This is a genomic window from Kitasatospora sp. NPDC091257, assembly GCF_044757675.1.
Taxonomy (GTDB): domain Bacteria; phylum Actinomycetota; class Actinomycetes; order Streptomycetales; family Streptomycetaceae; genus Kitasatospora; species Kitasatospora lactacystinica.
Genome location: NZ_JBIVVI010000037.1, coordinates 1 through 17243 on the forward strand (window position 1 = coordinate 1; position 17243 = coordinate 17243).

15 protein-coding genes are annotated in these 17243 nt (G+C 69.6%); 12 read left to right on the forward strand and 3 right to left on the reverse strand.

The genetic code is table 11. The features are described 5' to 3' along the window. The 3 genes from ACIQOV_RS03250 to ACIQOV_RS03260 all read left to right on the forward strand — a co-directional run. Window positions 1–650, forward strand: a 650-nt coding sequence (locus ACIQOV_RS03250) for a plasmid mobilization protein (RefSeq protein ID WP_401044265.1), incomplete at its 5' end; no start/stop codon positions are given. Further along, window positions 647–2410: a relaxase/mobilization nuclease domain-containing protein gene (locus ACIQOV_RS03255; RefSeq protein WP_401044268.1), complete on the forward strand. Its 1764-nt coding sequence runs from the start codon at window positions 647–649 to the stop codon at window positions 2408–2410. The genes ACIQOV_RS03250 and ACIQOV_RS03255, both read left to right, overlap by 4 nt. A gap of 324 nt (window positions 2411–2734) precedes the next feature. Then, the gene (locus ACIQOV_RS03260; protein WP_401044270.1) at window positions 2735–3751 is read left to right on the forward strand and encodes a hypothetical protein; all 1017 of its coding nucleotides are present in this window, start codon (window positions 2735–2737) and stop codon (window positions 3749–3751) included. A 373-nt stretch (window positions 3752–4124) separates the two neighbouring features. Here ACIQOV_RS03260 and ACIQOV_RS03265 read toward each other — a convergent pair whose 3' ends face one another. Continuing rightward, on the reverse strand, window positions 4125–4892 hold the full coding sequence (locus ACIQOV_RS03265) for a restriction endonuclease (RefSeq protein ID WP_401044273.1): 768 nt from the start codon (window positions 4890–4892) through the stop codon (window positions 4125–4127). 324 nt (window positions 4893–5216) lie between these two features. Continuing rightward, entirely contained in the window at window positions 5217–6563 is a 1347-nt protein-coding gene (locus ACIQOV_RS03270) for a transcriptional regulator (RefSeq protein WP_401044275.1), read from the reverse strand. A 428-nt stretch (window positions 6564–6991) separates the two neighbouring features. Here ACIQOV_RS03270 and ACIQOV_RS03275 point away from each other — a divergent pair, with 428 nt between their 5' ends. The 7 genes from ACIQOV_RS03275 to ACIQOV_RS03305 are packed head-to-tail and all read left to right on the forward strand — an operon-like array spanning window position 6992 to window position 14175. Further along, the gene (locus ACIQOV_RS03275; RefSeq protein WP_401044302.1) at window positions 6992–8014 is read left to right on the forward strand and encodes a UDP-glucuronic acid decarboxylase family protein; all 1023 of its coding nucleotides are present in this window, start codon (window positions 6992–6994) and stop codon (window positions 8012–8014) included. Next, window positions 8011–8889 (forward strand): glycosyltransferase family 8 protein, encoded by an 879-nt coding sequence (locus tag ACIQOV_RS03280; protein ID WP_401044277.1) that lies wholly within the window; start codon window positions 8011–8013, stop codon window positions 8887–8889. Before ACIQOV_RS03275 ends, ACIQOV_RS03280 begins: the two co-directional genes overlap by 4 nt. Continuing rightward, entirely contained in the window at window positions 8886–10409 is a 1524-nt protein-coding gene (locus tag ACIQOV_RS03285; RefSeq protein WP_401044279.1) for a glycosyltransferase family 2 protein, read from the forward strand. The genes ACIQOV_RS03280 and ACIQOV_RS03285 overlap by 4 nt, the downstream gene beginning before the upstream one ends. Further along, window positions 10406–11023 (forward strand): hypothetical protein, encoded by a 618-nt coding sequence (locus ACIQOV_RS03290; RefSeq protein ID WP_401044282.1) that lies wholly within the window; start codon window positions 10406–10408, stop codon window positions 11021–11023. Before ACIQOV_RS03285 ends, ACIQOV_RS03290 begins: the two co-directional genes overlap by 4 nt. Continuing rightward, window positions 11020–11988 (forward strand): Gfo/Idh/MocA family protein, encoded by a 969-nt coding sequence (locus tag ACIQOV_RS03295; protein ID WP_401044284.1) that lies wholly within the window; start codon window positions 11020–11022, stop codon window positions 11986–11988. Before ACIQOV_RS03290 ends, ACIQOV_RS03295 begins: the two co-directional genes overlap by 4 nt. Continuing rightward, window positions 11975–12943 (forward strand): phosphotransferase family protein, encoded by a 969-nt coding sequence (locus ACIQOV_RS03300; protein ID WP_401044287.1) that lies wholly within the window; start codon window positions 11975–11977, stop codon window positions 12941–12943. The genes ACIQOV_RS03295 and ACIQOV_RS03300 overlap by 14 nt, the downstream gene beginning before the upstream one ends. Before the next feature lie 23 nt (window positions 12944–12966). Further along, a complete protein-coding gene (locus ACIQOV_RS03305) occupies window positions 12967–14175 on the forward strand; it encodes a DegT/DnrJ/EryC1/StrS family aminotransferase (protein ID WP_401044290.1) in 1209 nt (402 codons plus the stop codon). On the opposite strand, the gene ACIQOV_RS03310 is transcribed toward ACIQOV_RS03305, so the two are convergent. Next, window positions 14165–15226: a phosphotransferase gene (locus tag ACIQOV_RS03310; protein ID WP_401044293.1), complete on the reverse strand. Its 1062-nt coding sequence runs from the start codon at window positions 15224–15226 to the stop codon at window positions 14165–14167. The genes ACIQOV_RS03305 and ACIQOV_RS03310 overlap by 11 nt on opposite strands. A 522-nt stretch (window positions 15227–15748) precedes the next feature. Between ACIQOV_RS03310 and ACIQOV_RS03315 the strand changes: the two genes are divergently transcribed. Continuing rightward, window positions 15749–15889: a hypothetical protein gene (locus ACIQOV_RS03315; RefSeq protein WP_401044296.1), complete on the forward strand. Its 141-nt coding sequence runs from the start codon at window positions 15749–15751 to the stop codon at window positions 15887–15889. A 276-nt stretch (window positions 15890–16165) separates the two neighbouring features. After that, window positions 16166–17089 carry a hypothetical protein gene (locus ACIQOV_RS03320; protein WP_401044299.1) on the forward strand — a complete coding sequence of 308 codons (924 nt, stop codon included), beginning with the start codon at window positions 16166–16168 and terminating at the stop codon, window positions 17087–17089. Window positions 17090–17243 lie beyond the last annotated feature (154 nt).

The window sequence follows — 17243 nt, forward strand, 5'->3', positions numbered from 1 at the left end:
ATCTCTTTTATTTGGTGTTTGTGTTTTTCTGTGTTGTGATCTCCGACCCGCCCCCGGCGCCGGCCCCCCCCCGGGGGGGGGGGCCCGGGCCGCTGCTGCCGGGGGCGGCAGCACCGGAACTTCACCGCGAGGGCGCGGCGAAGCAGGAGGAGACGCTCACCGAGTCCCGCCGCGCACACGCCGCCGAACGTGCCGAGCACCGTGCTGTCCGCTCCGCCACGCCGCCTGAGCCGCGCGCGTCGAAGCGTCGCCGCCGCGACAACACCAACCCCAAGCGCGTGAAGATCGCCTTCCGCGTGACCGCCGAGCAGCACACCGAGATCGCCCGTCGCGCGGCCGAACACGGGCTGGCCATCGCTGCCTACTGCGCGACCAAGGTCCTGGCGGACGACCCCATCGTCGGCCTCGGCGGCCGGGACGCGAGCCTGGACGAGCTGGCCACCGAGGTGCGCCTGCTGCGCCGGCAGCACGCCGGCTCGGCGAACAACCTCAACCAGCTCACGCACGCCTTCCACGCGCGTTCCCAGCCGGGGCCCGACGCGTACCTGGAAGCCGCCACCGCGGTGCGCGAGGCGCTCGATGAAGGTGCCGTGCTGATCGCGGAAGTCGACCGGGTGGCCACGGCGCTGGAGAAGGCAAAGCGCCGGTGATCAGCAAGGCCGTCCACGGCAACGACACCCTCGGCGCGCTCCGCTACCTGTACGGCCCCGGCAAGGCGAACGAGCACACCGACCCGCACATCGTCGCCTCCTGGGACGGCTTCGTCCCCGACCCCGGCCGGCACCCGTCCGCCACCCTCGAACAGCTCGGGGACGCCCTCGACCTGCACGTCCTCCAGTACGGAAGGAAGGTCAACAACCACGTCTACCACCGCATGATCCGCGCCGACCCGGGCGACCGCATCCTCGACGACGAGGACTGGGCCGCCATCGCCCGCCGCGCCATGGCCGCCGCCGGCATCGCCCCGGACGGCGACGAGGACGCCTGCCGCTGGATCGCCGTGCGCCACGCCGACGACCACATCCACATCCTCGCCACTGTCGTCCGCGCCGACCTCACCCAGGCTCGCCTGTACGGCGACCAGTACCGCGTCGAAGACGAGCTCACCAAGATCGAGCGCCAGTACGGGCTCAAGAACCTCTCGGACACCCGCACCCGCGAGTACCGGGACGCGATCCCCAAGCGCGCCACGGGCGCCGAGATCCGCAAGGCCGAGCGTCTCGGCCGGGAGGGCACCGACCGCGACCGCCTGCGCACCGCTGTACGACAAGCCCTGGCCGGGGCCGCGGACGAGGAGGAGTTCACCGCACGGCTCACCGCGAAGGGCGTTCTGATCGGCGTGCGCCGCGCGCCCTCCGGCGACGTGACCGGCTACAAGTTCGCCCTCCCCACCGGCGACGAGACCGGGCCGGTCTGGTTCTCCGGGAGCAAGCTCGCCTCCGACCTCACCCACCCGAAGATCCAGGCCTGCTTCGCCCTCGGTGTCGACCAGCCCGCCTTCCCCACGCCCGACGCCCGCACCTGGCCCGCTGACGGCCGCCACCGGGCCAGCACCACCATCGAACGCGCCTACCCGGCCTTCGACGACGACCAGGACGCCGCCCGCGCGGAGGCGGTGATCCGAGGCGGCCTCGAAGTCCTCGACACGCTCGCCGCCACCAGCCCGACCCTCAGCAGGAAGGAACTCCACCAGGCAGCACGGGCCCTGGAGTACACCCGCATCGCCCACACCCGCGCCGCCGACCGGGAACTGCGGGCGATGCGCTCCGCCGCCCGCGAACTCCTCCACGCCGGACCCGCCAGCGGCCGGGGCGAGGACGGCACCGCCGCCGCCACGATCCTCGCCAGCCTCGTCCTGCTCGCCATCGTGATCGCCAAGTGGCACGCCGCCCAAGGCCACCGCCACCAGGCCGAAGCCGCCCACACCGCAGCAGGGCACCTGCGCGCCGCCTACACCCGCCACGCCGCCAAACCGATCGCCCACCTCACCCTCGAAGGCCGACTCCTCCCCAAGCCCGACCACGACCGGCAGGCCGACACCGTCCGCCGAACCCTGCCCGCCGACCAGGCCGCCCGACTCCTCGCCGAGGACAACTGGGCAGCCCTCGCCGCCACCCTCGCCCAGGCCGAAGCCGTCGGCCACGACCCGACCACCCTGCTCACCAACGCCGCTGGACGACGCGAACTCGCCACCGCCGACTCACCCGCCGCCGTCCTCACCTGGCGCATCCGCCGCGACGCCAACCTCCCCACCCCCGCCCCGGCCGCCACCCCGGACGAACTACGCACCCGCGCAGCCATGTCCAGGAGCACCACGCGATACACCACCCCCGCAATGACCACGACCACCTCGCCGTACGGGCCGCCGGCACCGCCCGTGCCCAGCAACAACGCCCGTTCAGGGCCGTAACCGCAGTCCCGGCGGCAAACAGCTCGGCGACCTGATGGGCGGCAGGAGGGCTGCGGGAGGCAACGAACTTGACGCGACAACGGGCAACCGGGCCTCCGGTAACGGAGCGGCAGAGGTGGCCAGTTCATGATGTAGTCCACACGCTCAAGGCGTATGCTTTGGCCCAGGCGACCACGCTCGCCGTTACGTCGGACCTGGGTCCTCCCGCAGTCACCCAGGGTTGAGGGCGCAAAGTGCCGTCGGGCGCGCGTGATTGAGAACTGCCGTTCCTCCGATGGGGCGCAGTGGGCGGGAGCACTGAGTTGCGCCCACCGGGAGCCGGATATGACGCTCGACAGGGACATCAACAAGCGCACACGCTGCATTCAGCGCGAGTCGGGGGACACAATCCCCTTTCAGCAGGCACGATTGCTCGCCGCACACGAGTTGGGCGCACTGCCTATCCACACCATGGCGCCTGCAGAGCGGGTCCCGCTCCGCGTCGAGTACACCGGGGAGAGCAAGGCCGCCGCCCAGTCCGCGATCAACGATGACACCCACCAGCTCGGCCTGGACCACTGCTCGGACGACCAGCGCGCCTTCCGGGCGTTGCTGGCGCTGGCGCTCTTCAACGGCAACGTGTACACCGGTCCGACTGCGAGGTGGGGTTACGCGGTTGTCGCCTCCTATGATCCGGTGATGTCGCCCCGCCGGGATCAGTTGGTGATGGTGGCAGAGCGCGCCCCGGAGAACGTGGCCACCCGGCTGTTGCCCACCGCGGGGGTCGACTCGCGCGGTGTTCCTGGACTACGGCACGAGGTCAGCTACACGTGTCACGGGCAGCGCTCCCTCCGCCTTCGCCATCTGCCTACCGGTGCACTGCTGACCATCACCGGAGACCCCGCCGCATGCCAACGCGGCAAAAAGCGCATCTGCAAGCCCCTGCACCGCTATCTCACGGTGGACCACGGCCTCACCGCGAACGAACGCCGTGCACTGGCAGCGGTCCCCCCGATCTCGGACGACGCCACCACTCTGCTGGCCGGTCTCGTCTCCCGCTACAACCTCGTGGACCGGCGTGGCCGCTGGGCGACCAGCTTGTCCTGGGACCCCTTGGAGCGGCCCGGAGTCGAGCACCGGAGGGAACCGGAGGTGATTCGGCACGGTGCAGTCCGCCGGCTCTGGGGGGCCGGGGACTCATGGATGTTCCGCTGGACCGGCTATCCCGAGCCCCGCGACTTGGCAGTGGCCCTGACCCACCCCGAGGCCGGAATCAGGGGCGCCGGATTCACCCGCCACGGTGACGCCTACCGGGTCGCGCTGGGCACCGCAACACTCGAGCTGTGCGACGGGAAGGGCTGATCCGTGCGGTTCCTCACCGACCACCCAGGGTCCGCGCCTGTACTGGTAGCAGCCGTGGCCCTCGGCGTTCTCCGCTTCACGTTCCCGAAGGACTCTCGCCATCGCTTGGAGCTGTGGAAGGCATTCTTCGAGCACCGCCGTTGGCGCTGGCAGGTGACGGAGCATCGCCGTGCGACCGGAAGGTCCGGAAAGCCTGGTCAGCTCGATCGCCGTGCCGCAGCGGCACCACGGGGCGATGGCCGATCAGCTTGCCCTCCCGCCTGTCGGCAGCATCGTCTGCGTAAGAAGAGCGCCTACCGTCCCACGACCTGAGCGATCTCCTCGGCCAGCATGAGCAGATAGGGGCGGAGCCCGTCAGGGCGTCCGCCCCGAATCACAGTTCGCACAGCGCAAGACCCTCTTGCTCGGCAGCGTCGACCTTCTTGGTGAGCGCGTCTACGAGCCCAATGTTTCCTTCGAATAGCTGGGAAACGTCTCGGCCAGTGAACATGATGATGTTGTTGCGGCTTCCCCGAGAGTTTCGCACGAAGTAATCGAGGACGCCCGGGTCGAAGCCAGCCATCGAGATGAAGACCCCACGGGTGCTGTCGAGTTTCCCGTCCACTTTCCCCTTGAAGTCGAGGAGGTCACCCAGGTCGGGCTGTGCTGACCGCCACCGGGCCTCGACAAGGTACGTGAAGCCTCGGAAGTGGAAGGAACCATCGATCTGCTCGCGGTCTATGCGATAGGACGGACGGTAGTCGAGGTCGTGGACCTGAAACAGCCGCGCCAAGAGTTTTTCAAAGTCGTATCCGCGGCCTTGGGTGCTCTGCCCGTTCCCCTGCTGCACCAGCGCAATGAACTCAGCGCACAACTCACCGAGGATCAGCCGTCTTTCGGCGATTGCCTGCACACGTCGCTTCTCAGCCGCCTTCCGCGCTTCTGTAGCGGCCTGCTCGGGATTGACGAGGATCTGCTCCGCTACAGCTTCGCGCTTGAGCTCGGTCAGAGCTTCGGCACTAGCCCGCTGGTCCGGTGCATCAGAGTGTGGCCGCTTCATCTGACATAGCTCTTCAACGATCTTCCGCTGGACAGCGTGGCCGACCGAGCCCTGTCCCCCGAGGTCATCGAAGAGCGCCCGAGCGATCTTGGCCTTACTCAACTCCGGCGAATCGTAACGGTCATAGTGAGCGTGCGACACTCCAGCGTTAAGAAAGATGGCACGCTGATCGTCACGCCAGTGGAGTGCATGGCGGCACACGGCTATGGCGGCACGCACTATCGCTGTCGGCAGTGGGCCAACACTGCCGTGGTTGTTCGACCGCAAGGTGGGCACGGGCAGCTTTCTCCTGCGTGTCGGCTCGCCCGCTTGGTGTCAGATCTGTTGGCTCCAACGGGGCATGCTCGCCAGAGTGATGAGAGGAAGGGACTGCAGTCCTATCGTCGCACAGCACCGCTTGCCGAGTGGCGAGTCGGACGAGATCGGTCAGGCTGCCATCGCAGGCAGAGCCCGAAGCCGCTCGCGGAACTCGGCGACGGCGGGCTCGGTGGCGTACGGCTTGAGGTAGCCGTCGAACTTGGTGAGGCGGCTCACGGCGCGGCCGGAGTGAACCTTGGTTTCGAGGAGGTCCAGGCCGCGGTTGGCGGCGTCGAGGGCGCCGTCGAGGTCCTTGCCGGCGAGGCGGGCGGTGGCGAGGCGGCCGGAGCGGACGGCCTGGTCGCGGGGGACTGCGTGGTCGATGGAGGAGGCGAGGGCGCTGGTGGCGCGCTCGACCTGGCCGGCGCGGAGCATGACCTTGCCCTCAGTGGAGCTGAGCTGGGCGTCGCCGTACCAGGAGAGCCAGCTCGGGAGGTGGTCGCCGCCGTTCCTGGCCCAGAGGTCGTGGGCGCGGTTGAGGGCGGAGCCAGCCTTCTCGTGCTGGCCGTCGCGGGACAGGCTCTCGGCGTGGTGGAGTTCGAGGTAGCTGCGGACGCCGGGCTGCATCGTCGAGGGGGTGTTGGCGAGCGCGGTCTCGACCTGGGCGACGCGCTCGGCGGGGTTGCCGTTGTCGGAGAGGTGGACGCCCATCTCGGCGAGGAGGAAGGCGCCGAGGGCGTCGTCGCCCACGGTCTTCGCGGCGCGCAGGGCGCCGAGGTAGTACTGCTGGCCGGCTGAGCGCAGGCCGCTGTCGTAGGCCATCCAGCCGGCGATGTAGTTGACCTGGGCCGCGAGCCCGTAGAGGCGGGCCTCGACGGCTTCGGTGTGGCGGCCGTGCTTGAGCAGGCTGGTGATGATCGCGAGGTCGCCGCGGGCCTGTTCGATGAGGCGGGCGCCGCCCATCTGGGCGTCCAGGGTTTGGAGGGTGGCCACGCGGGCGTCGAGGGTGTCGACCATGGAGTCGGTCACCTGGTCGCCGTTGAGGGCGGAGGCGAGGGCGGGCGAGGCTGAGGCCCAGCTCGCGGCTACGGTGGCCATGGTGGCCCCGGTGATGGTGAGAAAGCCCCGCCGATCCATATGACCACTCCTGACCAGTTCCACCAGTACGTCCACGGTACCGGCCTTCGTCCACGGCGCCGTGATGCCGGTCACCTCCCAGACCGGGAGCCATCGCGGCCATGGATTGGCAACCAGCGTACGGGGATTGACGCCCAAAAGGTCGGCGAGAACGTACTGTGCGTCCGGCTCGGGCTCCTGGCCCTGCTCCCACTTCCAGACCAGCGTCCGGTTGGTCGCCAGGTGGATCTTCAGTGCGGCGCCGCGCTCGCACATCATCCGCGCGAACTGGATCTTTCCCCATCCGCGTAACTGCAGCAGGTAGGTGAGCGGGTGGATCGCCAGAACGTCTTCGCTCATCTCAACCCCCGGCTTTGTAGGCCCTGTTGGTGAGCGTACTGCTACCCGCTGTGGCGTGGGCGATCTCGGAGAGAAACCCCCTGGAAACGTTCCGCGACGCTCGGTGACGCCGCGACGCTGGACCAGCCGTCGCCCGAGAAGAGCGGAGGGGACCCCGGCCATGGACGCAGTCGAAAACCCGCAGCAAGGCCGCCACCGCGGCGCGCACCGAGATCCGGTGGGGAGGGCGCTCGCTGTGGTGTGGGGGCTGGGCCACGTTGTCACGCTCGCGCTGCTTGGGATCGTCGCCCAGCACCAGCTCCAATGCCGAGTACCAGTTCGCGGCGCCGCCGGCTCGCGCACTCCCGGATCGGGAGCCGACCGTCTGAGGCCGCCGCGGTTCAGTCCGCTGTCCGTCTACGAGTTGGAGGAGAAGCACCGTGCCTCGCCTGAACACAGCACAGCCCCGGGGAACGGCAGCAACCAGCGCGTTCGCCCGCCGTACCGCAGTCGTCACCGGGGCCGCCGGGTTCATCGGCTCGCACCTGTGCGAGCGACTGCTGGACCTCGGCGCCAAGGTGGTCGGCGTCGACAACCTGCTGACCGGCCGTCTTGAGAACCTTTCGAGCCTTCGGTCATCTGAAGGGTTCGGCTTCCAGACCGACGACGTGAGCCGGCCGTTCGCCGTGGCCGGGCCGGTGGACTTCGTCTTCCACCTGGCCTCGCCCGCGTCGCCGCTCGACTACGCCCGCCACCCGCTGGCCACGTTGAAGGTCGGTGCGATGGGCACGCTCAACGCCCTGGAGCTGGCCGAGGCGAAGCGGGCCCGGTTCCTGCTCGCGTCGACCTCCGAGGTGTACGGCGACCCGCTCGTGCACCCGCAGCCGGAGCGGTACTGGGGCAACGTGAACCCGGTGGGCCCTCGGAGTGTGTACGACGAGGCCAAGCGGTACGCCGAGGCGCTGACCTCGTGCTTCCAGCGCTCGGGCGACGCCAGCACCCGGATCGTGCGGATCTTCAACACGTACGGGCCGAGGATGCGTGCCGACGACGGGCGCGCGGTGCCCGCCTTCGTTCGGCAGGCACTGACGGGCGAGCCGATCACCGTGGCCGGCGACGGCAGCCAGACCCGTTCCCTGTGCTTCGTCGCCGACACCGTCGAGGGCCTCCTCGCCGCCGCCACTGCGGAGCACACCGACCCGGTGAACCTGGGCAACCCGCACGAGATCACCATGCGCCAGCTCGCCGAGGAGATCCGGGCGCTGACCGATTCCTCGTCCGCGATCACGTTCGTCCCGCTGCCCGCCGACGACCCGAAGCGCCGCTGCCCCGACATCGCCTCGGCCCGTGCCCACCTCGGCTGGGAGCCCACCACCCACCTGCGCGACGGCCTGCGGCAGACCCTCGACTGGGCTGGGCTGCACTTCCCTCGCCAGGCCGCTGCCGCTGCTATCCGAAGGAGTACCTCGTGAACACCGACTCCCACCCGTTGCCCGCACTCGTCTGCGGGGTCGACGACGGGTACGCCCGCCCGCTGCGGACGCTGATGCAGTCGATCGCCTCCGCCCATCCCGGCGTCGTCGACGAGCTTCGCCTGATCGTCCTCGACCAGCAGATCAGCGAGGCCAACCGGAAGGCGATCTTGCGGGATGCCGACCGGATGGGCCTGCGGACCGAGCTGCGGCCGGCGCCCACGACCGATCCGCGCTACCCGATCTCCGACTGGGTGAGCGGTGCGGTGTACGTGCGCCTGGCCATCCCGGAGGTCATCCCCGACGAGCGGCGGGTGCTCTACCTGGATGCCGACACCCTGGTGCTCGGGGACCTTCGTCCGTTGCTGCGGCAGTCCCTCGACGGTCGCCCGCTCGGCGCGGTCCGAGACCCGCAGAACCCGGTCATCGGCCGCGGCATCCAACTGCCGGGCTGGGATGAGCTCGGAGTCCCGTACGGCCGGGACTACTTCAACAGCGGCGTCATGCTCATGGACCTCGACCGCTGCCAGCAGCTTGGCGTCTTCGAGCGGTCGAGGCAGTTCCTGTCCGAGCACCCGGACAAGGTCCGGTTCTGGGACCAGGACGCGCTGAACTGGGCCGTCGACGACAACTGGCACCGGCTGGAACGCCGTTGGAACACCTTTGCCATGTCGCCGCAGGCCGCCCAGCCCGGGTTCGTCCACTACGCCGAGGAGGACAGCCCGCTCGCCCAGCTCCTGGAGGACGAGAAGACGGCTGACCTGGTGCACTTCGCCGGGCCGGCGAAGCCCTGGCAGGACGACTACCCGGAGTGCCAGCTCCGGGGCACCTACCGGCTGTTCCACGACTTCATCGGCTCGGGAGGAGTCGAGTGAGCGCGCGGAAGCCGTTCTGGCGGCGGCCGTCCTGGTGGATCGCCGCCGCTGTCGCCGCGCGCAATGCGAACGGTCTGCGGCACGTCCGCCGGACTCTGGCCTGGGCCGACCGGCCCACCCCGCCTCCGGCAGCGGAGCCGATGGTGCTGCACGTCGTCATCCCGGTGCTGCGCGAGCAGCAGCACATCGCCGGTGCCCTGGCGTGGTTCGTGCCGCTCCTGCGCGATTTCCCGGGCTCGACGATGACCCTGGTGTCCACGGCGCGCGAGGACCGCGAACGGGATCACCTCGCCGCCCGGCTCATGGGAGCGGTGAAGGCCGACCTCACGGTGGAGCGCTTCCCGCAGCTGATCGGCGAGGAACTGACCGCCCTCGCCGAAGCCTTGGCTGCGACCGGAGAGCGTGCGCTCACTGCGGCAACGGCTGCCGAGGCTCTATCGGCCTTCCCCACGACGGCGGACGTCATCGTGGACGAGATCGCGCGCATCCGGGGGCAGGTGGTGCGGCACGTCCACTACGAGGGCGACGGTCGGAAGGCCGGCCAGGTGAACGCCGCCGTCGACCAGCTCGCGGCCGACTCCGCCGATGCGTACATCGCCGTCTACGACGTGGACTCCCGGCCGAGCCGCGAACTGCTGCTGCGAACCGCCGAGTTCCTGGCCCGCCGCCGGGTGGAGGACGGCGAGCTGCCCCGCGTCGTCCAGCAGTCCGCTCGTTTCGCCACTCAGGGCGCGGCCGACACCTGGTGGGAACGGAGCCTGTGCCGGGGCGCCGCGCGAGCCCAGACCCTGTGGACCCTCCGCCGCGAGATCCCCAACCTCCGCAGATACGCCGGCTCCGCCCGCCGAGCGCGGAGCCGGCAGGGCCTGGCCCAGACGGTTGGCCACGGCCTGCTCGTTCGCGCCGACGTCTTCCGGAAGGTCGGCGGCCTGCCGACCTTCACCGTGCTCGACGACGTCGCATTCGGCTACCGGCTCACCCTGACCGGCATCCCGGTCGACAGCCTCCCCTTCACCACCACGGTGCCGGCGGCCGAGCACCTGCCCGAGCTGCTGTCCCAGAGCGAACGCTGGTTCCAGAGCTACCTTGACTACCCGCAGTGCGCCGCCCGCTGGCACGCCCAAGGCCACGGCAGCCGCCTCGACAACGCGGCGGCGCTCACCATCGGCGCCTATCGGGGCATGGCCTGGTTGCTGGTCTCACCCGCGACGGCGACCTGCCTGGCTCTCGCGTTCGGCCCGCGCACGCGCCTGCCCGTCCGGGCGGCGGCCGTCGCCGCGCTCTGGATGGCCACCGTCGCGCCGGTCCGCCAGCTGGCCAAGGCCGAGGGCCGGCCGCTGACCGTACGGGAGGCCGCCACGCTGAGCGCGGAGACCCTGGCTGGCCTGCTGCTCAAGAGCATCGGCCCGCTGGCCGCCCTCGGACGCTGGGCGATCACTGGCACCAGGCGTACGGCCCTCGCCCCCAAGAGCAACCGCCGCGCGGCCCCACCCACCACCTCGGACAGGGAGACCCCGTGATCCTCGGCATCGAGGGCGTCAGCTGCGTCGGCAAGACCACGCTGGCCGCCGCACTCGCCACCCATCTCGGCGAGCCCGCCGTCATCCCCTGCTACTACCACGCCAGCCCCGACCCCTCCCGGCTGCCGAAGCCCGAACCCTTCACCGCCGAGCACCAGTTGGCCAACATCGCCCAGTTCCTCGATGTCGAAGACCTCCGGCTCGCCCGAACGCTGCTGGCCCTCGCCGAGGGGTGGGACGTGATCCTCGACCGCACCGTGGACACCCTCCTCGCCCACGCCCACGCGGTCGGCCGGATGCACGGCTTCGACTGCGACGACCAGGCTCAACTCGCAGTCACTAGCCGGACCGTGGCGATGCCCGACCTGACGATCGTCCTCACCGCCGACCCGGAGGCGCTCGCCCGCCGGGCCCGCCTGCGCAAAGGCATGCCGACGATCTTCTACGACCGCCACTTCAGCGAGCACTTCAATGCCTACTTCGACCACCCGCTCGCCCCGGCCGTCGTCCGGCTCGACACCACCACCGGCTCGCCCGAAGACCTCACCGAACGCGCCCTCGACCACATCCGCCGCCACCAGGCCGGCAAGCACCCGCTGCGGGAGGCATCGTGAAGGCCGCCCTGGTCGGCTGCGGCGCCATCGCCAGCCGCTGGGTCCGCTCCCTGCTCGCGGACCGCCGCATCGAGATCGCTGCCCTCGTCGACCCCTACCAGCAGGCAGCGCAGGCGCTCGCGGACCGGTACGAGCTGAGCCCCGCGTTCGCCGCGACGCTCGACGACGCGCTCGCCCTGGCCCCGATCGACGTAGTCGTCAACCTCACCCCGCCCGACCACCACTACCGCGTCAGCCGCGAGGCCCTCTCCCACGGACTCCACGTCCTGACCGAGAAGCCTCTGGCCCTGAACCTGCCCGACGCTCTCGACCTCGTCCACCTCGCGCAGGAACGCGGCCTGCTGCTGGCCGTCATGCAGAACCGCGGCACCGACCCGGGATTCCTTGCCTTCCGCGACATGACCCGCCACGGCGGCCTACCGCCCTTCACCGTCACCGCCGACACCCTCGTCACCCTGCCCGGCCCTGGCTTCCGCAGCAGCCAGCACCTGCCCGTCACCACCGACCTCGCCGTCCACGCCTTCGACCAGGTCCGCGCCCTGATCACCGCACCACCGACCGAGATCACCTGCACCGAGACACCGACCGGCTTCCTCGCCCCGCACACCTCGATCGCCGTGATCACCGTGCACTTCGCGGACAACTCGCTGTTCACCTACCGAGGCGGGTACATCGTGGACCCGGTCCTGCGAACCAACGCTAACGGCGAGTGGCGCGTGGAGGCCCGAGGCTTCGCCGCCCGATGGGCGCCGGACCCCGCCGCCAGGCCGGGGGCGGCCGAGGCAGGGCCGCCGGCCTACCAGCGGTGCATCATCGCCATGGTGGACGCCCTCCACCAGCCCGGCGCCGTCCCCATACCCGCCATCGACAACCTCGGCTCCATCGCCCTGCTGGACGCCGCCCTGCAGTCCGCCGCCAGCCGCCGCCCCGTCCCGGTGCCGGAGGTCCCCGATGCCCGCCCGTGACACCACCATCGCCCGACCCCACCCGTTGCTGCTCGACGCGCTCACCGCAGCCGGATTCGACAGCACCGACGCGCAGTTCACCCCGCTGAGGTCCGGAACGGACAGCCTCCCCTTCGCCGCCACCACCCGCGACGGCGACGAACTGGTCGTCAAAGTCCGCCGCGCGGGCAGCCGCTCGCGCTATCCGACCGCCGCCTGGGCCTCTGCCCGGATGCGGGAAGCGGGCGTCCCCGCCGCCCAGATCCTCTGGCACAGCATCGAAGCGTGCGTCGAGACCTGCTGCCCCGGCCGTCCGATCGAAGCGGAACCGCCGAGGCCGGAGGACCTGGACGCCGCGGTCCGAGCCGGCGAGGTCCTCCGTCGCCTGCACACCATCGAGGTCAGCAGCTTCGGCCAGCTCGACGGGTACGGCATCGGCCAACACGCCACCGTCCAGGGCTGGTTCCTCGCCCTGCCCTTCCGCAGCACACCGAACCTCGACGGCCTCGACCTGCCCAACCTCCTGAACCGCACCCGCTTCGTCCTCGAAGCCGGAGCCGACCGCCTCCCGACGACGGCGCCCAAACTCCTGCACGGCGACTGGGTCGGACGCCACCTCTTCACCGACGACCGGCGGATCACCGGAGTCGTCGACCTGGAGAGCGTCCGAGGTGGCGACCCGCTGGCCGAACTCGCTGGCTGGTCCCTGCGCGAACCCGCCCCGATGACCGAGGCCCTCCTCGCCGGCTACTTCGACGGCCCGTTCCCCGCCGACAGCCTGCTGCCGCTCGTCCTGTTCCGCCTGCGCATCGCGGTCTCACTCCTGCACTTCCACGCCTCCTGCGACGACCAGAGCATGCTCCGGCTGCGAGCCGACCAGATCCAGGCGGACCTCGACGACCTCGACCACGGCGAACTCACCGCCGTCCCGCGCATCACCCCCGACTGCCGCTCCACCGAACGGCGACGCCCGTAACCCGCTCGGCCCGGAAGGACACCATGAACAACCCCAAGGTCACCCTCCCGTTTCCCCGCGAGCCCAAATACGGACAGGCCGAGAAGAACGCTGTCCTCAAGCTGCTCGACGACGGGCACCTCTCCGAGATCAACCGAGGACCGGCCACCAACGCCCTCGAAGCCGCCTTCGCCCGCCTCACCGGCACCCGCCACGCGCTCTCGTTCAACTCCGGCACCGCCTCCCTGCACGCCGCACTCCACGCGGTCGGCGCCAACCCCGAAGCCGGCGTCGCCGTCTCCCCGATGACCTGGATCTCCGCCATCACCGCCGTCTTCCAGGCGGGCAGCTACCCCGTCTTCTGCGACATCGAGCCGGACAGCCCCAACATCGCCACCGCTGCGGTCGCCCAGGTCGCCGACACGTGCTCCGCCGTCCTCGCCACCCACACCTGGGGCATCCCTGCCCGCATGGACCAGCTCGCCAAGGCCACCGACCTGCCGATCGTCGAGGACTGCTCGCACGCCCACGGCGCCGTCTACCAGGGCCGGGCAGTCGGCTCCTGGGGCGCCGCCGGATGCTTCAGCCTCCAGGAGTCCAAGTCCGTCTCCGGCGGCGAAGGCGGCGTCCTCACTACCTCCGACCGCGAGATCTACGAACGCGCCCTCACCCTCGGCCACCACCCCGTCCGGCTGGCCGCCGAACTCACCTTCCCCGAGCTGAAGCCGCTCGCTGACACCGGGGCCGCCTACAAGTACCGGATGCCGGCCGTCTCCGCCGTCATCGCCCGCCGGCAGCTCCGCTCGCTGCCCGACCGGATGCGCGCCGCCGAACAGAACCTGGCCACCCTCCGCAACGCTCTGGAGGAGTACGACGCGCCCATCGCCTGGCCCGCGATCGGCGAACTCTCCGTCCGAGGCTGGTACGGCACCCCGCTGACGATCAACGTCCGCGTCCCCGACCCGAAGACGCTGCACGAGGAGTGCCGGGCGGTCGGCATCCCCATCCGCTCCCAGTACGAGGACTGGAGCCAGACGCCGCTGCTCCAGCACCCCGAACTCGCCGCCCGCTTTTGGCCCCACCTCGCCAACAGCCCCTACCAGCCGCCGACCAGGGACGCGCTGCCGAACTACTACAAGGCCCTACGGCAGATGATCGTCCTCAAGGTGCCGCAGATCCCGGCTCCGGACTACATGGAACAGGTCGCCGAAGCCCTCGCCACCGTCCTGTCCCGCACAGTTCTCACGGCATAGCCGCGAACGCCTCCTGCACGTCCTCGCGCCGCTCCGTCCACCAGGCCAGGAAGCGCTCGGCGGGAGGGAACAGGTGGTCGCACGAGTAGTCGTCGCGGTCGTAGTGGAAGACCAGCTGCCAGTAGTCCGACATCCGCTTCCACCAAAGCCGCTCCACCGCGTCCGCCAGCGCAGGAACGGGGAGCGGCACCACCGACCGGTAGCCGGCCACGAACGCGGACGTCCGCGCCAAGTCGAGGAAGCCGTCCTCACCGCCGAACTGCACCGTGGCGGTGCGGGCGACCTCCTCACCGAACGGCCGCACCCGGATCCGGTCCCAGTCGATCACCCCGACGATCACGCCGTCCCGCCACAGCACGTTCCGCTGCTGCACGTCACCGTGCGTCCACCCCACCGGGCCGACCGCTACCTTGCCGACCGGATGCTCGCTCCCGTACTTCTCCAGCAGCGCCTTGCGCTCGGCCAGGGCCGCAGCCGCTTGGGCGTCGAACGCGGTCCGATTCTCCCGCCCCGCAATCACGGCGAGGAAGCGGTCCGCCTCCTGGTGAGCCGCAGCGGGCGTGGTCACCGAGACGGTCACCTGCTCCGGCCCCGGCAGCAGCAGGTCGGCCAGCCGCTCACCGTTCAGGCTCCGGTGGATCCGACCAAGAAGAACGCCGAGGTCACCGGCCTGCCTGATCGAGAGGGCCGTACCCGGCACGTGGCTACCCTCCGTCCACGGGATCACGCAGTACCCGCGGTCAGCGACCTCGACCACTGCGTCCCCGGTCCCGGAAAGCCGTGCCCTGCCCACCGGCAGGCCGTCATCGGCCAGCGCCGCCAGAACAGCCAGGTTCCGACGCGCCAGCGGCAGCGGCACATCCATGATCCGCTTCAACGCGAACGAGCCCTCGGCCGTATCCAGCCGCCAGTTCCCGTTCATCAAGCCGTCCGACAGGAAGCGGCATTCCCGAAGCTCACCCAACCCGAACGCTTCGCCGAGAATCGCGAGATCCTCTGCGATCTCGCTGTACCGAGCGCCACTTGGGCCGCTGAATGTTGCTTCCGTCACTCCAAACAGGCTAGCCGAGCAGGAGTACCGATGTAGTCGATTCGGGAGGTACCCCAGCTGACCCTCGGGCGGTCTGGGCGGAGAGGATCGTGAATGCGAGTGGGGTGGCATCGGTGCCATGACTGGAGGGTAGAGGTCGGGCGTGGCTGGTGACCTGAAGAAGTCCGTATCTGATCTTGTCCGCCTTCTGGGCGACTCCATCAGCGAATCTCACTATCGCACCGCTCACGATGCCGCCGAGAGTGTCTGTTCGGGGGTCTACGCAATGATCCCCGTCGAGCTCCACGACCTCGTGCATGAGGCAGTAATGGCAGGGTACGCAGCCGCTCTCAGTGACCTGGAGGACGGCAGGCTGGACGATCAAGTTCGACAGCGATCCGAACTCTCCAACTGATTGGTGGAGTTCGGCTCGCCAGCCCCGCGACAACTCCGACCGGCCTGCGGTCGGCATCTTCAGCCACGCAACCTGTGCCGCCTGAACTGGCCGGTGTCCAGCGCTATTGACTGCGACAGGACGACGGCTTGGAGCTCCACGTCGAGGGCCCCGACGGCGCCCGGGCGCTGGAGGTGAAGCTTTGGTTCGCGGAGACGGGGCCGTGTGGGAACCAGCGTCAGGTCGCGTGGACCATCGTCATGCTGTGGGACTACTGCTCCTGCGGATAGCAACGTCTGACGAGTTCTCTGCAGGACCACCTTCGTACGCGACGTTGCTGGCACTGGTGCTCATCGTGTCCGTGCGGGTGAGATTGCCGCTACGCTTTCTGCAGCGGCAGGACGCGCACGCCGCACGCCATGCTCGTCTCGGCGCCCACGCTGCCGGGCAGAGGGCCAAGGCCACCCGGCACTGCCGGCGAGGGCCCGTGGAATGACTGTCATACGTCCCGCCCGAGCACGGCGCACTTCCAAGCGGGATGCGTGGGATCCCGTGGTGGAGTCGTTGTGACCAAGAACGGAACCAGCGGGCCCAAGGCCCGTGCCCGAGCCAGGCAGAAGCGCGATGGAAACAAGTACACCGTGGCGCTGCGAAGTGGTAGCTCGCCTGGGGAGAGCAGTAGCTCCGCTTCGCTTCAGTCCGAAGCGGACAGAAGCCCGAGGGCTTTCCGGCTGGGAGATCTGCTCACTGAGTGCACGACGTTTCCGGCAACTCCCATCGAGGACTACGACGACCACCTCACCTTCGGCTTTCAGTCGAAGGTGCTGGGGTGCGTAATCCCCTTTGAGACGGTGCTGTCCCTTGCGGGTGCCCTGGCCCGTGAGGGGCTCGGTGCAGAGTTGGCAGTCGAGGCGGTAACTAGCCGGTCGGTGGTCGTCACGCCGGTAGACGCGTGGCCGGAGCGCTTGGAGATGAGCCTCTTCGGAGGCTGGACCACGCCGCTGTGCCCAATTCCGCACTGCTCGGGCCGCTCGATCCAGTTCGGTTCAATCGACCGGTGCCATGCGCACCTCGTCTCGTGCGATGTGCCCACTCTGGTCCGCATGGCAAAGGACTGGGGTCAGGCCCACCGCGACAGGCTCGATGCTGATCCCGCTCGCTTGGGAGGCAGCCGCCAGTCCGAGATCCTGGTCAAGGCTGCAGTGCTCCAAGGTGCCAGCCAAGAGGTCACCCAGGTACTGCTGCTCACCCTCTTCGAGGATGAGGATCTCATCGAGGAGTACATCTGGGACGAAGCCGAAGCGATGGCCATGCGTCACGCCATTGACCGTGAGCGGCTACGGCTGAGAGGCATCGCGCTGGAGGAAGCCCGACGCATTCGCAAGACCGCCAACGGGTGCCTGGCCTGCGGCAAGGCGCTTGTCTTCATCTCCGATACCCCTGCCTACCCACCGCCGTTCTGCTCGTCATCGTGCGCGTCCTCGCAATAGCGGTGCCGGCAGGGCATGCCTCGCGCCACCAGCGCACCAGTAGGGCGGTAAGCCGCGGCTAGGCCGCGTATTCGGTCGTGATCAATGGGTTCGGGTGAGGTCCTTGATCCAGATCATTGCGCCGCGGAGGTGAAGGCCGGCGAGGTAGCTTTCC